This window comes from Nonomuraea sp. AD125B, assembly GCF_041402765.1.
GTDB lineage: Bacteria > Actinomycetota > Actinomycetes > Streptosporangiales > Streptosporangiaceae > Nonomuraea > Nonomuraea bangladeshensis.
Genome location: NZ_JBGLOU010000018.1, coordinates 67,448 through 84,196 on the forward strand (window position 1 = coordinate 67,448; position 16,749 = coordinate 84,196).

General features: G+C 74.5%; 16 protein-coding genes. 9 read left to right on the top strand and 7 right to left on the bottom strand.

Translation table 11 applies throughout. The annotated features are described in order from the left end of the window. Nucleotides 1-22 precede the first annotated feature (22 nt). Nucleotides 23-982, top strand: a complete 960-nt coding sequence (locus tag ACBR40_RS37850; RefSeq protein WP_364456268.1) for a hypothetical protein — start codon at nt 23-25, stop codon at nt 980-982. A 56-nt stretch (nt 983-1,038) separates the two neighbouring features. Continuing rightward, entirely contained in the window at nt 1,039-2,190 is a 1,152-nt protein-coding gene (locus ACBR40_RS37855; protein ID WP_371251814.1) for an amidohydrolase family protein, read from the top strand. 25 nt (nt 2,191-2,215) lie between these two features. Here ACBR40_RS37855 and ACBR40_RS37860 read toward each other — a convergent pair whose 3' ends face one another. From ACBR40_RS37860 to ACBR40_RS37875, 4 genes are all read right to left on the bottom strand, one after another. After that, nucleotides 2,216-3,130, bottom strand: a complete 915-nt coding sequence (locus ACBR40_RS37860) for a pirin family protein (RefSeq protein WP_371251815.1) — start codon at nt 3,128-3,130, stop codon at nt 2,216-2,218. Nucleotides 3,131-3,164: 34 nt separating this feature from the next. Further along, complete coding sequence (locus ACBR40_RS37865) at nt 3,165-4,286, bottom strand: MBL fold metallo-hydrolase (protein ID WP_371251816.1); 1,122 nt, start codon at nt 4,284-4,286, stop codon at nt 3,165-3,167. Between the two features lie 113 nt (nt 4,287-4,399). Continuing rightward, nucleotides 4,400-5,119, bottom strand: a complete 720-nt coding sequence (locus tag ACBR40_RS37870) for a DUF3152 domain-containing protein (protein ID WP_344206065.1) — start codon at nt 5,117-5,119, stop codon at nt 4,400-4,402. Between the two features lie 89 nt (nt 5,120-5,208). Beyond that, nucleotides 5,209-6,492, bottom strand: a complete 1,284-nt coding sequence (locus tag ACBR40_RS37875) for an NAD(P)/FAD-dependent oxidoreductase (protein ID WP_371251817.1) — start codon at nt 6,490-6,492, stop codon at nt 5,209-5,211. A 103-nt stretch (nt 6,493-6,595) separates the two neighbouring features. Between ACBR40_RS37875 and ACBR40_RS37880 the strand changes: the two genes are divergently transcribed. The 4 genes from ACBR40_RS37880 to ACBR40_RS37895 all read left to right on the top strand — a co-directional run bounded on the left by ACBR40_RS37880 (nt 6,596) and on the right by ACBR40_RS37895 (nt 9,876). Then, nucleotides 6,596-7,504, top strand: a complete 909-nt coding sequence (locus ACBR40_RS37880) for a hypothetical protein (RefSeq protein WP_371251818.1) — start codon at nt 6,596-6,598, stop codon at nt 7,502-7,504. A 39-nt stretch (nt 7,505-7,543) separates the two neighbouring features. Further along, nucleotides 7,544-8,329 (top strand): DUF4184 family protein, encoded by a 786-nt coding sequence (locus ACBR40_RS37885; protein ID WP_371251819.1) that lies wholly within the window; start codon nt 7,544-7,546, stop codon nt 8,327-8,329. Between the two features lie 117 nt (nt 8,330-8,446). After that, nucleotides 8,447-8,992, top strand: a complete 546-nt coding sequence (locus ACBR40_RS37890) for an RNA polymerase sigma factor (RefSeq protein WP_371251820.1) — start codon at nt 8,447-8,449, stop codon at nt 8,990-8,992. After that, complete coding sequence (locus ACBR40_RS37895) at nt 8,989-9,876, top strand: hypothetical protein (protein ID WP_344206071.1); 888 nt, start codon at nt 8,989-8,991, stop codon at nt 9,874-9,876. The genes ACBR40_RS37890 and ACBR40_RS37895 overlap by 4 nt, the downstream gene beginning before the upstream one ends. Here ACBR40_RS37895 and ACBR40_RS37900 read toward each other — a convergent pair. Next, nucleotides 9,873-10,304: a type II toxin-antitoxin system PemK/MazF family toxin gene (locus ACBR40_RS37900; RefSeq protein ID WP_344206073.1), complete on the bottom strand. Its 432-nt coding sequence runs from the start codon at nt 10,302-10,304 to the stop codon at nt 9,873-9,875. The genes ACBR40_RS37895 and ACBR40_RS37900 overlap by 4 nt on opposite strands. A 90-nt stretch (nt 10,305-10,394) precedes the next feature. Between ACBR40_RS37900 and ACBR40_RS37905 the strand changes: the two genes are divergently transcribed. Beyond that, on the top strand, nt 10,395-11,174 hold the full coding sequence (locus tag ACBR40_RS37905) for a thioesterase family protein (RefSeq protein WP_371251821.1): 780 nt from the start codon (nt 10,395-10,397) through the stop codon (nt 11,172-11,174). Between the two features lie 6 nt (nt 11,175-11,180). Here the strand turns inward: ACBR40_RS37905 and gndA are convergent, their stop codons facing one another. Together gndA and ACBR40_RS37915 are read right to left on the bottom strand one after the other, a co-directional pair. Continuing rightward, nucleotides 11,181-12,605 (bottom strand): NADP-dependent phosphogluconate dehydrogenase, encoded by a 1,425-nt coding sequence (gene gndA / locus ACBR40_RS37910; RefSeq protein ID WP_371251822.1) that lies wholly within the window; start codon nt 12,603-12,605, stop codon nt 11,181-11,183. Between the two features lie 108 nt (nt 12,606-12,713). Next, nucleotides 12,714-13,406 (bottom strand): HAD family hydrolase, encoded by a 693-nt coding sequence (locus ACBR40_RS37915; protein ID WP_329578683.1) that lies wholly within the window; start codon nt 13,404-13,406, stop codon nt 12,714-12,716. 22 nt (nt 13,407-13,428) lie between these two features. Here ACBR40_RS37915 and ACBR40_RS37920 point away from each other — a divergent pair, with 22 nt between their 5' ends. Further along, a complete protein-coding gene (locus tag ACBR40_RS37920; protein WP_344206077.1) occupies nt 13,429-14,073 on the top strand; it encodes an NAD(P)H-binding protein in 645 nt (214 codons plus the stop codon). 92 nt (nt 14,074-14,165) lie between these two features. Next, the gene (locus ACBR40_RS37925; RefSeq protein ID WP_371251823.1) at nt 14,166-16,667 is read left to right on the top strand and encodes an ATP-dependent Clp protease ATP-binding subunit; all 2,502 of its coding nucleotides are present in this window, start codon (nt 14,166-14,168) and stop codon (nt 16,665-16,667) included. The last annotated feature ends 82 nt before the right edge of the window (nt 16,668-16,749 follow it).

A 16,749-nucleotide genomic window follows, 5' to 3' on the forward strand; every position in this document is an offset into this window, starting at 1 on the left:
GTCATGCGTCCCGCGACGACCGGTGCGGTGGCGTCCGGTCCTCGCCGCCGTCTGCGCTGGACTCCTCGCCGGGGCGCCCCCGGCGCAGGCCGAGCCGAAGCCGACGGTCAAGCAGCTTAAGAAGGAGCTGGCCGACCTGCAGAAGGACTCCGACCGGCTCATCACCGACTACTACAGCAGCCGCATCGCCCACCAGAAGGCGGACAAGGCCGAGAAGGCGGCCCGCGAGAAGCTGACCGCCGCGCAGGAGGTCTTCGACCGCCACTCCACCGAGCTGCGCGCGCTGGCCGTCGCCCACTACACCGGCGCCGAGCCGAACCAGACCGCCCTGCTCGTCTCCGGCCAGGCCCCCGAGACGCTGCTCAGCCGCCTGGCCCTCGTCCAGCATCTCGTCTCACTCCAGGACGCCAAGCTGCGCGGCTACGCAAAGGTCCGCGACGACCGGCAGCGGGCGCAGGAGGAGGCCACGGCCCGCGCGGAGGAGCTCGACCAGACGCTGGGCGAGCTGGAGGGGCGCAAGAAGAAGGCCGAGAAGCAGATCGAGCGCATCAAGGACAAGATCGACCAGCTCTACCGGGCGCCCGGCATGCGGCCCGACGGCACGTTCGTCCCGCAGCTCCCGCAGGGGGCGGACAACATCACGCCGCGCATGGCGCTGGTCAGGCAGCTCGTGAAGGAACGCTTCGAGGTGCCGTTCGGGATCGGCTGCTACCGCGCCATCCAGGACGGCGGCGAGCACCCGCTCGGCCGGGCCTGCGACTTCATGCTGAGCCGCGGCGGCGCGCTGCCGTCGGCGGCCGAGCAGGCACGCGGCGACCAGATCGCCGCCTGGGCCATCAAGAACGCCCGCCGCCTCGGCATCATGTACGTGATCTACCGCCAGCGCATCTGGCACACACGCACGGGAGCCTGGCGCCCCATGTCCGACCGCGGCGGCACGACCGCAAACCACTACGACCACCCGCACATTTCCGTTTACTAGCGACGAGCCATCACAGAACGCCGGCGCGGCCGGCGGAACGGGTTCACACTGGCGGCATGCTCGCCATCCGCGCCCCTCGCCTGTTCGATGGCCGGGACCTGCACCGCGACCGCGTGGTGCTCGTCGAGAACGGCCGCGTCACCGCCGTCATCTCCGGCGACCCGCCGGAGGGCGCCGCCGTCGTGGACCTTGGGGCGGACGCCACGCTGCTGCCCGGCCTCATCGACTGCCACGTCCACCTGGCCTTCGACGCGAGCCCCGACGTACTCGGCGGGCTGGAGCGGCCAGGGCTCGCCGGGCGGATGCGGCAGGCCGCCAGGCACCAGCTCGCGGCCGGGGTCACCACCGTCCGCGACCTCGGCGACCTCGGTTACCTGGCGCTGGAGCTCGGGCTGGGGCTCGACGGGCCGGAGATCCTGGCCGCCGGGCCGCCCATCACCACGCCGCGCGGGCACTGCTGGTTCCTGGGCGGCGAGGCGGCGGGGGAGCGGGAGGTGCGGGCGGCGGTGCGCGAGCGGGCGGCCCGCGGCGCGCACGTCGTCAAGATGATGGTCACCGGCGGCGAGATGACGCCCGGGTCCCGCTCCCACCTCCTCCAGTACGGTCCCGCCGAGCTGAGGGCCGCCGCCGGCGAGGCGCACGCGCACGGGCTGCCGATCACCGGGCACGCCCACTGCGCGGCGGGCATCGCCGCCGCCCTGGACGCCGGGTTCGACTCGATCGAGCACTGCTCGTTCTTCACCGAGGACTTCTACGAGCTCGACCACGCGCTGATCCGGCGGCTGGCCGCGTCCGGCGTCGTCGCCTCGCTCACCGCGGGCGTCGCGCCGGGCGCCCCGCCGCCGCCTCCGCGCATCCGGGCCCGGCTGTCGGCCGCGCTGGAGGGGCTGAGCGTCATGTACGCCGCCGGGGTGCGTTTCGTCATCGGCACCGACGCGGGGGTCGGCCCGCCGAAGCCGCACGGCGTGCTGCCGTACGGGGCGGAGATGCTGGTCGGGGCCGGGTACGCGCCCGTGGACGTGCTGCGTGCGATCACCTCGGTCGCGGCGGTGACCTGTCACGTGGACGGGCGCAAGGGCATGATCGCGCCCGGCCACGACGCCGATCTGCTGGTCGTCGCCGGCGATCCTCTCGACGACATCACGGCCTTGTGCCGTCCGCTCGCCGTCTACCGGATGGGCCGGCCGGTGAGCGGAGAGGGCTCCTGAGCCCGTGCGGAGGGCCGGTCCCCGGTCATCTCACGCGGCCGCGTGGCTTCAGCCGGATGCCGGGCAGGACGGGCGCGGGGAGCGGGGGGCCGTCGAACCCCTCGACGACGCCGAAGCCCTCGCCCTCCGCCCACTCCTTCCTGAAGGCCGCGATCTCGTCGTGCGAGCGGCCCACGAAGTTCCACCACATGACGATCTCCTCGCCGAACGGGGCGCCGCCGACGAGCAGCACCCGCCCGCGCCCGGACAGCCGCAGCCCGCCCCGCCCCGGCGGCAGGTACGCCAGCGGACCCCGTTCCAGGCCCTCGACCTCGCCGTCGAGCAGCAGCAGCCCGTGCTCGAACCCGGGATCGAGCGGCACCTCGCCCGTGCCGTCCACCGCGATCTCCGCGCCGGTCAGCGGGGTGCGGGCGGTGGCGGGGGAGACCGCCCCGCCCAGCGCGCCCATGATCACCGTGGCGGCGAACCCGGGGCCCTCCAGCACCGGCAGCTCCGCGTGGTGCTCGAAGGAGGGCGCGTCGGCGCGGTGCTCCTCGGGCAGCGCGACCCAGAGCTGCACCCCGTGCAGCGTGGTCTCGGCCGACTCCTCCGAGTGGGAGATGCCGCGGCCGGCGGTCATGAGGTTGAGCTGCCCGGGGCGTACCCGCTGGAGGCTGCCCAGGCTGTCGCGGTGCAGGACCTCGCCGGCGAGCAGCCAGGTGACGGTCTGCAGGCCGGTGTGCGGGTGGGGCGGCACGCGCATGGCCGTCACCTCGGGGCCGTAGGCGTCGAGGAAGCACCAGGCGCCGATCATGCGCCGGTGCACGCCGGGAAGGGTCCTGCTCACCGACATCGCGCGCGGCCCGCCCAGCGGCACCGCCCGCCCCTCCAGCAGCTCGCCGTCCGCGCCGGGCTCGGCGGCGCAGCGGATCTCCCGCGGCTCACGCTCCAGGTTGCTCACCCTCGCACTGTACGTCCCGCCGTGGCGGGTTCGGTCAGCCCAGGGTCTCCCACCAGCCGTCCACCGCCGGGGCCTCGGCGGCGTCCACGAGCTCGCCGGGACGCGGCACGACGATGGAGACCTCGCGCGCCTTGGCCTCCCGCCACAGCCGGTCCACCGGCTCCGCCCACGGGTGCAGCGCGAGCGTGAACGACGCCCAGTGCACCGGCAGCAGCAGCTTCCCGCCCAGGTCGAGGTGGGCGTTGACGGCCTCCTCCGGGTTCATGTGGATGTCCGGCCAGGCGGGGCTGTAGGCGCCGATGGGCATGAGCGTCAGGTCGAACGGCCCGTGCGCCGCCCCGATGCCCCGGTAGCCCTCGAAGTAGCCGGAGTCGCCCGCGTAGAACACCCGCCTGGCCGCGCCCGCCACCACCCACGACCCCCACAGGGTGTCGTTGCGGCGCAGGGACCGCCCCGAGAAGTGCCGGGCCGCCGTGGCGACGAAGCGCAGCCCCGCCACCTGGGCCTCCTCGTCCCAGTCGAGCTCGATGATCCGGTACGCCGGCACGCCCCACCGCTCCAGGTGCGCCCCGATGCCCAGGGGCACCAGGAACGGCGCCTTCTGCGTCCGGACGAGCGACTGGACGGTGGCCCGGTCCAGGTGGTCGTAGTGGTCGTGGGAGATCGCGATCGCGTCGACCTGCGGCAGGTCGCCGAGCTCGACCGGCAGCGGGTGGAGCCGCTTGGGGCCGACGAGCTGCGACGGCGAGACGCGCCGGCTCCACACCGGGTCGAACAGCACCCGCTTGCCCTCGATCTCGACCAGCGTCGAGGCGTGGCCGTACCAGACGGCGCGCACCCCGTCGGCGGGCGCCGGCCCGGCGGGCGGCACGCGCAGCGGCAGCGGGCCGGCCGGACGGCGCTCCTGCTTGTTCTTCGCCAGCTCGCCCAGCAGGCCCACCGGCGGGGTGTTCATCACATGGGTCGGCTCGGGCATCGAGTTGTAGAAGGAGCCGTCCCTGAACTGCTTCGAGCGCTGGATGCGCGCCGCACGCTCCGGGCCGGACTCCAGCGGACGCACCCCGAGCTCCGCCGGCACGTTGCGCACCACCCATCCGGCGGCCGCCAGGGCGGCGCCGCCCACGAGGATCCGCCGTGCCGTCCGCATTCCCGCCATCGCCCACACTCCCCTGGAAATCGGTACATTCGCGTATCCGGGACGGGGTCCCGGAGTTCCCCTCCGTACGATATATCGCGACGCTTCTTCGTGCGGCGGCCGCCCCCGCCGGCTCAGGGTTTCCCGTCGCCCCGGCCGGGGAACGGCCACGGGTTCGGGCGGCAGCGGCCCAGCGACTTCGACTGCTGCGTCATCACCGGGGCCGGCCGCCCGGGGCCCGGGCAGGGCTCGTGGCCGTGGCCGAGGGCGTGCCCGACCTCGTGGCTGATGAGATAGCTGCGGTACGCGGCCAGATCGCCCCCGTACTGCGGGACGCCGACCGCCCAGCGCAGGGCGTTGATGATCGAGCGGCGGCCGTTCCAGCACGACAGCTCGCCGCCGGTGCGGAGGGGGCGGCACTGGCGGGTCGTCGTGCGGGGGCTCGACAGGGCCACCCGGACCCGTACCGGGCCGTGGTCCACCCGCTGGAAGCGGGCCCAGCCGCGGGCGTCGTTCAGTATGCGGTGCACCTGGGCGGCGAACTCGCGCGGCCCGAACGGCAGGCCCCGCTCCACCTCCACCAGGTAACGCACCGGCCGGCCCCGGCCCGGACGCGGGGGCGCGCCGCCGGGGACGACGGCGTACGAGCCGGAGGCCGCGTACGGCACCTGGACCGCGGGCGGCTCCGTCCGCCGCGGGCGCACGGGCGGGCGTACGGGCGGGCGCGTGGGCGGCGGCACGGACCGGATCACGGGCCGGGACGGTGGCTCCGCGCCGCACCCGGCGGCGAGCAGCAGCCCGGCCAGCACGAACGGCGTCATCCACGGCGTCATCCACGGTGCGATGCGCGGCACCCCGGCCTCCCCACGAAACGCGACGGTGGGGAGGAAACCGATCATACGCTGGGCAAACGGACAGACCCGGGGGAGGGTCGGCCCCGGCATCAGGGGCAGGGGGCGTAGGGCGTGAGGTCGATGGGCGGGGTCTCGCCGAGCGCGAGCGCCGCCGCGAGCCGGCCCGCGTACGGGCCCGCCGTCAGGCCGTACGCGCTGAGGCCCGTCGCCACCACCACCCGCGAGTTCAGCGGGCCGATCAGCGCCCGGCCCGGCGCGTACACCGGCCGCAGCCCCACCCGGGTCTCCGCCATCGTCGCCCCGGCCAGCCCCGGCGCGACCCGCAACCCCGCCTGGAGCACCTCCTCCAGGCCGCCCATCGTCACCCGGGGCGCGAACCCGACGTCCTCCACCGTCGCCCCGATCACCACCCGCGACCCGGGGAACCCCAGCAGGTAAGGCCCGTCGCTGGGCAGCACGATCGGCCACCACGCGGTGTCGACGCCTTCGAGGGTGGCGTGCAGGATCTGGCCCCGCCTCGGGAACACCGGCAGCTCCGCGCCGAGCGGCCGGCACACCTCGCCGGTCCACGCGCCGCCCGCCACGATCACGGCGTCCGCCTCCACCGGAACGCCCTCGTCGGCGAACACCCGGCCCGCGCCGGCGGCGACCGGCCGCACCGCCTCCGTGTCGTTCCCGGTCTGGGGGCCCGGCGTGGCCTCCGGTCCCCGCGCCGCCGCCGGGCCTCGCGGAGCGGCCTGTCGCCATGAGCCGGTCTCCTCGCTGCGGGCCTGGCCCGGCCCGCCGCCCGGCGTCCACGTCCATCCTGCTTCCGCAGGCGTGCCCGCCGCCGCGTGGACGCGGACCTCGCCGTCGGGCGTGAGGGTCGCGGCCCCCGCGTGGATCCGCGCACCCCGGGCGACGGCGGCGTTCAGCAGCGCGCCGCGGACCGACCGCCCGTCCACGCGGGCCGCGCCGGGCACGAGGAGCGCGCTCAGGGTGTCCGACAGCGGCGGGAACAGCTCGGCCGGAGCCGCCACGTCCACGACCTCGCCCATCTCCGGGGCGTCGGCGTAGCGGCGCTGCAGCAGCGAGCGCACCGGCTCCAGCTCCGCCGGGTCCTCCGACACCAGCAGCGCGCCCACCTTGGCGTACCCGAAGTCCTCGCCCAGCTCCTCCACCAGCCCCGGATAGGCGCGGGCGCCCTCGCGGTTGAGCCGGTACCAGTCGTCGTCCTCCGGATGGTCCACCCACGGGCACACGATGCCCGCGCCCGCCTGCGTCGCCTCGCCCTGGTAGCCGCCGTCCACCACCGTCACGGACGCGCCCCGGCCGGTCAGGTAGTAGGCCGCCGCGGCTCCGACGATGCCGCCCCCGATCACCACAACACGCATACGGCCATGGTCGCAGCCCGCCGGACCTGGGGTGACGGCCGGGTCGCCGGATCGGCGCCGCCCCCTCATGGGCCCGGCCGCGTACGAGGACTAAGGTCGGCGCATGGACGCCGCCCTCACCAGGATCGACCTGCCCGCGCCCGTGCGGGCGGCCGCCTCCGACGGCGTCACCGTGTGGTGCGCCGACGCGCACGGCGTACGCGCCTACACGGCCACAGGCACGCCCCTCCCGCCCGGCGAGGCCGGGGCCCTGCCGCGATTACGGTCGCTGGCCGCGGTCCCCGGCACGGTGGCGGGGACGGCGGGCGTTCCCGGCACGCTGGCGGAGACCGTCGTGGTGCCGCGTACGCTGGCGACCGCGCCCATCCCGGTGCCGCAGGCGCTCTCCGGCACGCTCGCCGCCACCGCGAAGGGCCGCGTGCACTGGCTCGCGCCGGACGGCGCGCCGATCGCCGCCGCCCGCTGCCCCGGCCGGGTCATCGCCGGCGGCGGCGAGATCTGGGCGGTCTCGGGCACGCGGGCGCGCAGGCTCACCGGCCCCGGCACGCTCGGCCCGCCGGTCGAGCTGCCCGGCCTCGCCGCCTGCGCCGTGGAGGGCGAGCGTCTGTGGTGGACGTCCCGGCACGACGACGTCCTGCGCGGCGGGCCAAGAGACATCGACCTCGGCGACCTCGGCGGCCTCGGACGGTACGGCGAGCGCGGCGGCATGACCGTCTGCGCGGGCTCGCTCTGGATCAGCGTCACGGGCGGGCTGCTGCGGATCTCGACCTGGTCGGGGGAGCCGGGGCGGTTCGTGGCCGCGCCCGCCGGGCCGGTGCCCTTCCTGGCCTGCGCGAACGGCACGCTCGTCGGCGGCGGGCACGAGCTGTTCACACTGGACCCCGCCGCCGGCGCCCCGCTCCGCGCGATCCCGCTCGGGCCGGCCGGGCCGGTCGGGCGGCTGGTGACAGCGGGCAGGCACGTGTGGGCGTTTCCCGCGCGCGCCGCGCACGCGCTGATCATCACGCTCTGATCCGCCGACGGGAGCGGCGTCGGGCGGCCATAATCGACCGTGCCCTTCACCCTGAGCCATGTCGTGGCCGTTCTGCCGGTGCGGCGGTGGCTGCCGCCGTCGGCGCTGGTCGTCGGGGCCGTGGTGCCCGACGCGCCGTACTATCTGCCGTTGCCGTTCTCGTCGGCGAGCACCCACACGTGGTGGGGGCCGCTGCTGCTCGGCCTGCCCGCGGGCGTGGTGCTGCTGGTGGTGTTCCAGCACGTCCTGCGGGCGCCGCTGACCGCGCTCGCCCCCGCCGGGCTGCGGTCCCGGCTGCCGGACGCGCCCCGGACCGTGACGGCGCCGATGGCGGCGGCGGTGGTGGCCGCGCTGCTCGCCGGGATGGCCACGCATCTCGTCTGGGACGCCTTCACGCAGGCCGGCGGGTTCGCGGTGGCGCACTGGCAGGTCTTGCGGGAGCAGGTCGTCGGCGCGCACCGGGTGTTCAACGTGCTGATGTACGTCAGCTCGGCGGGCGGCGTGGCGATCCTGGCCGGCTGGCTCGCGCGCTGGTACCGGCGGGCTCCGGTCCGCCCCGGGCGGTGGCCGGGGCTGACGGGCCGGGCGCGCGGCCTGGTGGTGGCGGCGGTGCTGCTCGCCACGGCCGCCGGGGCCGCGGCCGGGGCGACGTCGGAGCGCGCCGCGGTGAGCGACTACGACCTGGTACGCAGCACGATCCTGGGCGGCGTGGACGGGGCGGCGCTGGTCCTCGCCTGCTACGTGCTGGCCTGGCACGGCTGGACGGCGTTCGCGGCCCGGCGAGCCCGGACTCCGGCGGTGGGGACGGGCGGGCCCGAAGGCTGACCCCTCACGCGGGCAAGTTTCTCCGGTTCCGGGCGAAATGATCGGGGCGCCTCCACCCATGAAGAGGACGTTCGTACCCGTACCGGAAGTGGAGGACAGTCACGATGGGAACCGTCCGTGCCGGATGACGTCCAGAGGTTCGAAGCGGTCTACCGGGCGACCTACGACCAGATCACCGCGTACGCGGGACGCCGCTGCGACTCGCCGCAGGACGCGGCCGACGTGGTCGCCGAGACCTTCGTCATCGTATGGCGCAAGCTCGACGAGCTGCCCCCGGGCGCGCAGGCGAGGCTCTGGGTCTACGGGGTGGCCCGCAACGTGCTGGCCGACCACCGCCGCAGCGCGCTGCGCCGCCGGGCGCGGCACCGGGACCTCGACGCGGAGATGGCCGACCTCTACGGCGACCTCGCCGACCACAGCGTCGAGAGGAACGCGATCGCCCAGGCGTTCGCGACGCTTCCCGAGGCCGACCGCGAGCTGCTCGCGCTGGTCGCCTGGGAGGGCCTGGACCGCAGGGAGATCGCCACGATGCTGGGGCTGTCCCGCAACGCCGTCCGCATCCGGCTGCACCGCGCGCGCGGGCGCTTCTCCCGGGCGCTCGAAGCAGCCGACGTCCGATTCACGCCGACCGGCGCGGTCGTGCCCACGGGGAGGTCACTATGAGGGACATCGACGAGATCAACGAGCTGCTGAGGCCGCTGGCCAGGATCAGCCCGGACGAGCCGGGCGGGCGGGCCGGCGGCCCCCGCGCGCAGGCGCTGTTCGCCGACATCATCGCCCAGGAGCGGGACACGAAGGCGGCGGCGTTCCCGCGACGCCCGCGCGCGCGTCGCGCGCTGCTCGGGATCGCCGCCTCCGGCGTCCTCGTCCTCGGCGTCGTCCTCGGGCCGGGCCTGTTCGGCGGCGCCGCGACCTCCTACGCCAACTCCGCGGTGGAGATCCACGAGGAGGCCGGCACCTACGTCGCCCGGATCAAGGATCCCTACGCGGACCGGCGGAAGTTCTCGGAGGCGTTCCGTTCCCTCGGTCTCGACGTCGAGCTCAGGGTGATCCCGGTCTCGCCCAGCGCGGTCGGGGAGATCGTCAGCATGGGCGGCGGCGCCACCCCGGTGAACGTGCCCATCGGCGCCCGCAGGGAGCCGGCGGACTGCGATCTGGCCGGCAGCGGCTGCTTCATGGTGGTGACCGTCCCGGCGGCGATCAAGGGCAGGCCTGACGGGGTGCACTTCGACCTGGGCCGGCCGGCCGGGCCGGGGGAGTCCTACGAGAACGACTGGCAGTCGGCCACCCGCCCGGGAGAGCCGCTGGCCGGCGTCAAGGTGAGCGGCCGGACCGTCGACGAGGTGCTGGACGAGGTCGGCAGGCGCGGCCTGGGCGCGGAGTTCCGCCGCGTCCTGGTCCACGAGGGCGGGTACGCCGTCGAACCGCTGGCCGCGGACCAGGTGGGCGGCGACTGGATCGTCTTCAAGGCCGTGCCCGCGCGTGAAGGCGTGGTCGGACTGGAGGTCACCGCCGAGCGTCAGACGGGCCTCCAGTACGCGGACTAGCGGCCCGCCTCCCAGCCGTGGAGCTTCATGAGGCGGGCCGCCACGCGGGTGAACCGGTCGGCGTCGAGGACCGCGCCCTCGCGGCGCAGGTCGTCCTCGTCGAGCACGAAGACCCGGTCGAGCCGCAGGTACGAGGCCCGCCCGTCGCTTCCCCACGCGCCGATCGGCAGCCATTCAGGGCCGTCGTCGCCCTTGCTGGAGAGCATCATGCCGAGCAGCCGGCGGCCGGTGCGGCCCACGACCAGCAGGGGGCGGTCCTTGCCGCGGGACGGGTCCTCCTCGTACGGCACCCACGCCCAGACGATCTCCCCCGGATCGGCCAGGCCGTCCAGGTCGGGGGCGTAGGCCAGGGTCGCCCTGCCGTCGAGGACGTGGATCTCGCGCACCGCGCCGCGGGCGGGCCGGGGGTCCTCACCTAGATCACGCATTGGGTGAGCTTATGGCCCATGACGGGCGGAAATCCAATCGAGCGCGGCCGCCCTGGGCCGGGTGGCGATCCTGCTCTAGAATCTCATTCTGTGCCGCCGACGACAGCGTTCTTCACCCGCAAGCAGGGCGAACTGGTGCCCGCGCCCCACGCCCGCAGCCCCTGGTCCCCCGACATGCTCCACGGCCGCCTCCTCGGCGGGCTCGCCGCCCGCGCCCTGGAGGAACGGTACGCCGAGCCGGGGCTGCACTTCGCCCGGCTGACGGTGGACCTGTTCCGCAACAGCCCGCTGCTGCCCGTCACCGTCGAGACCACCCTGGTCAGGGACGGGCGCAGGATCCGCGTCGCCGACGCCGTCCTGTCCACCGACCAGGGCCCGATCGGCCGGGTCACCGCCGTGCTGCTGCGGCAGGGCGAGCAGCCCGAGGGCGAGCAGAGCATCGTCACCCCCGCATGGGACGAGCGCCCGCCCGAGCACGAGCCGGTCTCCGCCGACGGCTGGCAGCCGCCGTTCGACCTGTGGCGGGTCACCGAATGGGGCGAGCCCGGCCCGGGGCGGGTGTGGATGCGCGAGACGTACCCGCTGGTGGACGACGAGCCCGTGACGCCGGTCGTGCGCGCCGCGCTGGCCGCCGACTTCGCCAGCCCGCTCGCCAACGTCGGCACCAGCGGGCTCGGCTTCATCAACGCCGACTACACGCTCACCCTGGCCCGCCTGCCCGAGGGCGAGCTGATCGGCGTCGAGGCGACCGGACACCTCAGCGCGAGCGGCGTCGCGACCGGGCAGGTCACCATGCACGACACGGCTGGGCCGTTCGGCTTCTGCCTGGTGACGGCGGTGGCCAACCCGGTCGCCCGCATCGGCAGATAGCGGCGGTCAGGCGGGCCGCTCGGCGCGGTCGCCCGACCAGTCGACGTGGAAGGCGCCCTCCTTGTCGACCCTGCGGTAGGTGTGGGCGCCGAAGTAGTCGCGCAGCCCCTGCACCAGCGCGGCCGGCAGCCGCTCGCGGCGCAGGCCGTCGTAGTAGGCGAGCGCCGAGGAGAAGCCGGGCGTCGGCACGCCGATCCGCACGGCCGTGGTCACCACCCGCCGCCACGACTCCTGCGCCGCCGCCAGCGCGGCCGCGAACGTCGGGTCGGCCAGCAGCGTCGGCAGGGCCGGGTCGGCGTCGTAGGCGGCGCGGATGCGGTCGAGGAACTTGGCCCTGATGATGCAGCCGCCCCGCCAGATGGTCGCCATCGCGCCGAGGTCGAGGTCCCAGCCGTACTCGCGGGAGGCGGCGGCCATCTGGTCGAAGCCCTGCGCGTACGCCACGATCTTGGAGGCGTACAGTGCCTGCCGTACGTCCTCGACCAGCTCGCGCCCGTCCACGCCGGACAGGTTCGGCCCGGCGAGCGAGGCGGCGGCGGCCCGCTGCTCCGGATGGCCGGACAGCGCCCGCGCGAACGTCGCCTCGGCGATGCCGGTCACCGGCACGCCGAGGTCGAGGGCGCTCTGCACGGTCCAGCGGCCGGTGCCCTTCTGCTCGGCCTGGTCGATCACGACGTCCACGAACGGCCGGCCGGTCGCGGCGTCCACCTGCTCCAGCACCTCGGCGGTGATCTCGATCAGGTAGGAGCCGAGGTCGCCCTGGTTCCACTCGCGGAACACCCCGGCCAGCTCGGACGGGGTGACGCCGAGCGCCTGCCGCAGCAGGTCGTAGGACTCGGCGATGAGCTGCATGTCGGAGTACTCGATGCCGTTGTGCACCATCTTGACGAAGTGCCCCGCGCCGTCCGGGCCGACGTGCACGCAGCACGGCACGCCGTCCACCTTGGCCGCGATGTCCTGCAGGATCGGCCCGAGCGCCTCCCACGACTCCGCCGAGCCGCCGGGCATGATGCTCGGCCCGAGCAGCGCGCCCTCCTCGCCGCCCGAGATGCCGGTGCCGACGAAGTGCAGCCCCCGCTCGCGCAGTGCGGCCTCGCGCCGCCGGGTGTCGGCGTAGTGGGCGTTGCCGCCATCCACGATCATGTCGCCGGGCTCCATGAGCGCGGCGAGCTGGTCGATGACCGCGTCGGTGCCCGCGCCGGCCTTGACCATGATGATCGCCCGCCGGGGCCGCTTGAGCGAGGCCACGAAGCCGGCCAGGTCCTCCGACGGCACGAACGTGCCCTCGCCGCCGAACTCCTTGACGAGCTGCTGCGTGCGGCTGTGCGAGCGGTTGTGCACCGCGACGGCGTAGCCGTGCCTGGCGAGGTTGCGGGCCAGGTTGCGGCCCATCGTGGCCAGGCCGGTGACGCCGATGTCTGCCAAATCCATATTCAAGCTCCTCTTACGGGGAATACGCATGATCCAGCCGGGGAGTTCGGCTTTTTGTTCCGTGCGCCTTGTTCCGTGCGCCTTGTTCTGGGCGCCTTGTTCTGGGCGTCAATCGTCGAGCCGCACACCCAGCTCGTCCAGCCGCTCCAGCATGTCCGCCGGGTCGGCGTAGACCCTGAAGGCGCCCGTGCGTTCCAGCTCGTCCCTGCCGTACCCGCCGGACAGCAGGCCGATGCCGAGCGCGCCGGCCCGGCGGGCGGCGAGCAGGTCCCAGACGCTGTCACCCACCACCATGGCATGGGCCGGGTCCACCTCGACCAGCGCCGCTCCGGCGAGGAACAGGTCGGGGTCCGGCTTGGCCCTGCGCACCAGGTCGCGGGTCACCATCGGCGTGTCCTCCGGCAGGCCGAGCAGGCCGAGCGCGAGCCGCGCGGTGCGGGCGTAGCCGCTGGTCGCGATGGCCCACGGCACGCCGCGCGCGGTCAGCTCGGCCAGCAGCTCCGGCGCGCCGGGCAGCGGGCGCACCGAGTCGGCCTGCCGCTCGTACGCCTCCATGTGGGCGACCTGGAGCCGCTCGATCTGCTCGCGCGACAGCTTGAGCCCGGTCTCGCGCAGCAACGCGCTGACGAACAGTCCGCCGCTCATCCCGATGCGACGGTGGATCCGCCACACCGACAGGTCGATCCCCATCCCCGACAGCGCCTGCCGCCAGGCGATCACGTGCTGGTAGACGCTGTCGATCAGAGTGCCGTCGAGGTCGAACAGAAACGCCGGGGTGGGTGCGTGCGGGAACTCCGTCATGGCTCCATGACACCATGACCGCATGCGGATCATCATCGCGGGCGGCCACGGCAAGATCGCGCTGCGTCTGGCGGCGCGGCTCAGGGAGGGCGCGGTCGGCCTGGTGCGCAACCCGGCGCACGTCGCCGACGTCGAGGCCACCGGCGCGCAGGCCGTGGTGTGCGACCTGGAGACGGCCTCGGTCGAGCAGGTCGCCGACATCCTGCGCGGCGCGGACGCCGTCGTGTTCGCGGCCGGCGCCGGGCCCGGCAGCGGCGCGGCCCGTAAGGACACCGTCGACCGGGGCGCGTCCGTCCTCATGGCCGACGCCGCCGAGCGGGCGGGGGTGCGGCGCTTCATCCAGATCTCCTCCATGGGCGCGGGCAAGCCGCCCGCCGGCGGTGACGAGGTGTGGGCCGCCTACATCGCGGCCAAGACCGCGGCCGAGGACGACCTGCGCCGCCGCGACGACCTGGCCTGGACCATCGTGCGCCCCGGCCGCCTCACCGACGAGCCGGGCACCGGCCTGGTCCGGCTGGCCTCCGAGGTGCCGCCGGGCGCGGTGCCGCGCGACGACGTGGCCGCCGTCATCATGGCGCTGCTGGACAATCCGGGCACGGCGCGGCGGACGTACGAGCTGGTCTCCGGCGACACCCCGGTCATCGACCTCGTCGCGACGAACGAGTGAGCACCCCCGCCGCCGCAGCTTTTGCCGAACGCTGGCATTGACGCGCGGCGCGGGCGGCTAGGAGCCCCTTTGGAACGTGAAAGGGGACATCCATGGCGGACATGCCGTTCAGGTCGTTTTTCGGCGGAGACCCGTTCAGAGGGTTCGAGGAGCTGACGGGCCGGGTGTTCGGCGGCATGGAGGGCTGGCCGCCGTCCCGGCCCGGCGTCCAGCGGGTGGACGTCGGGCGGCTGCTCAGCGCCTCGGCCAGGGACGCCCTGCGGCAGGCCGTCGAGAGGGCGGGGCAGCGCGGTGCCCCCGACCTGGACGTGCTCGACCTCCTCGACGCCCTCATCGACGTGGACGCCACCCGGTCGCTGCTGCGCGCCGCCGGCGTGGACGTGGAGCGGCTGCGCGACCGGGTCGACGAGCTCGCCGGGCCGGGGGAGGCCCCTGAGCCGCCCACCACGCTCTCGCCGGCCGCCAAACGCGCCATCCTGGACGCGCAGCGGATCTCGCGGGCGCTGGAGTCGTCGTACATCGGGCCCGAGCACCTGCTGCTCGCGCTGGCCGCCAACCCCGACTCCACCGCCGCCCGCCTGCTGCGCGAGCAGGGCGTCTCGGCCAACGAGCTGCAGCAGGCCCTCGCCACCGCGTCGGCCCACCCCGGCGAGAGCGCCCGCCGCGACGGCGACACCCCGTCGCTCGACGAGTACGGCCGCGACCTCACCGAGGAGGCCCGCCAGGGCCGGATTGACCCGGTCGTCGGCCGCGAGGACGAGATCGAGCAGTCCATCGAGGTCCTTTCGCGCCGCACCAAGAACAACCCGTGCCTGATCGGCGAGCCCGGCGTCGGCAAGACCGCGATCGTCGAGGGCATCGCCCAGCGCATCGTGAACGGCGGCGTCCCCGACACCCTGAAGGACCGGCGGGTCATCGCCCTGGACCTGACCGGCATGGTCGCCGGGTCGAAGTACCGGGGCGAGTTCGAGGAGCGCGTCAAGAAGGTCATCGACGAGGTCCGCGCGCACGCCGACGAGATCATCGTCTTCATCGACGAGGTGCACACGCTCGTCGGCGCGGGCTCGGCCGAGGGCGGCATGGACGCCGCCAACATACTCAAGCCCGCCCTGGCCCGCGGCGAGCTGCACGTCATCGCCGCCACCACGATCGACGAGTACCGCAAGAACATCGAGAAGGACGCCGCGCTCGAACGCCGCTTCCAGCCGATCCTGGTCGCCGAGCCGACCGTGGAGCAGACGGTCGAGATCCTGGCCGGGCTGCGCGACGCGTACGAGGCCCACCACCAGGTCCGCATCACCGACGAGGCCCTGGACGCGGCCGCCACCCTGTCGGCCCGCTACATCACCGACCGCTTCCTGCCCGACAAGGCCATCGACCTCATGGACCAGGCCGCGGCCCGGGTGCGGCTGCGCGCCCGCACGCCCGGCAGCGACGTACGCGAGCTGGAGGGGCGCCTGGACGCGCTGCGCCGCGACAAGGACCAGGCCGTCTCCGCCGACGACTTCGACCGGGCCAAGGAGATCACCGCCCAGATCGACAAGCTCCGCCCCGAGCTGGAGCGCGCCCGCCGCGGCCACGACGACGTGCCGCAGGTCATGGTCGAGGACATCGCCGAGGTCGTCTCGCGCCGCACCGGCATCCCCGTCACCCAGCTCACCGAGCAGGAGCGCGACCGGCTCATGCGGCTGGAGGAGCACCTGCACGAGCGGGTCATCGGCCAGGACGAGGCGGTCACCGCCATCGCCGAGGCCGTCCGCCGCGCCCGCGCCGGGCTGTCGGACCCGAACCGGCCCATCGGCAGCTTCCTGTTCCTCGGCCCGACCGGCGTCGGCAAGACGGAGCTGGCCAGGGCGCTGGCCGCGGCCCTATTCGGCGGCGAGGACCACATGGTCCGCGTCGACATGAGCGAGTTCCAGGAGCGGCACACGGTCTCGCGGCTCATCGGCGCGCCGCCCGGCTACGTCGGCTACGAGGAGGCCGGGCAGCTCACCGAGGCCGTACGGCGCCGCCCGCACTGCGTGATCCTGCTCGACGAGATCGAGAAGGCCCACCCGGACGTCATGAACATCCTGCTGCAACTGCTCGACGACGGCCGCCTCACCGACGGCCAGGGCCGTACCGTCGACTTCAGCAACACCGTCGTCATCATGACCAGCAACATCGGCGCGCAGCTCATCCTGGAGGCCGCCGGCGACCCCGGCACGCTGGAAGGGCGGCTCATGGAGCTGCTGCGCCGCTCCATCCGGCCCGAGCTGCTCAACCGCATCGACGAGACGATCATTTTCAAGCGCCTCGAACGCGATCAGCTCCGCCAGATCGTGGACCTGCTGCTGGAGCGCACCCGGCAGCGGCTGCGCGGCCAGAACATCACGCTGGAGGTCACCGATGCCGCCAAGGACTGGCTCGCCCAGCGCGGCTACCAGCCCGAGTTCGGCGCCCGGCCGTTGCGCCGCACGGTGCAGCGTGAGCTGGACAACCGGCTGTCCACCATGCTGCTCACCGGCGAGGTCACCGAGGGCGGCAAGGTCACGGTGGACGTCACCGGCGACACCCTCCAGCTCCGGGCCCACGAGCCGACGCCCGCCGGCTAGGTGGGCCCGGGTCAGGTGGGCCTACTGGCGCGGGTCCGGTCAGGCGAGGCCGGTCGCGCCGCGCCCAGCTAGGCGGGGCCGG

What these genes read in the sequence shown, in the direction of transcription:
- ACBR40_RS37855 (WP_371251814.1), top strand. Translation starts at nt 1,039, where the DNA reads ATGCTCGCCATCCGCGCCCCTCGCCTGTTCGATGGCCGGGACCTGCAC.
- ACBR40_RS37865 (WP_371251816.1), bottom strand. Translation starts at nt 4,286, where the DNA reads ATGGCGGGAATGCGGACGGCACGGCGGATCCTCGTGGGCGGCGCCGCC.
- ACBR40_RS37875 (WP_371251817.1), bottom strand. Translation starts at nt 6,492, where the DNA reads ATGCGTGTTGTGGTGATCGGGGGCGGCATCGTCGGAGCCGCGGCGGCC.
- ACBR40_RS37880 (WP_371251818.1), top strand. Translation starts at nt 6,596, where the DNA reads ATGGACGCCGCCCTCACCAGGATCGACCTGCCCGCGCCCGTGCGGGCG.
- ACBR40_RS37895 (WP_344206071.1), top strand. Translation starts at nt 8,989, where the DNA reads ATGAGGGACATCGACGAGATCAACGAGCTGCTGAGGCCGCTGGCCAGG.
- ACBR40_RS37900 (WP_344206073.1), bottom strand. Translation starts at nt 10,304, where the DNA reads ATGCGTGATCTAGGTGAGGACCCCCGGCCCGCCCGCGGCGCGGTGCGC.
- gndA (WP_371251822.1), bottom strand. Translation starts at nt 12,605, where the DNA reads ATGGATTTGGCAGACATCGGCGTCACCGGCCTGGCCACGATGGGCCGC.
- ACBR40_RS37915 (WP_329578683.1), bottom strand. Translation starts at nt 13,406, where the DNA reads ATGACGGAGTTCCCGCACGCACCCACCCCGGCGTTTCTGTTCGACCTC.
- ACBR40_RS37920 (WP_344206077.1), top strand. Translation starts at nt 13,429, where the DNA reads ATGCGGATCATCATCGCGGGCGGCCACGGCAAGATCGCGCTGCGTCTG.
- ACBR40_RS37925 (WP_371251823.1), top strand. Translation starts at nt 14,166, where the DNA reads ATGGCGGACATGCCGTTCAGGTCGTTTTTCGGCGGAGACCCGTTCAGA.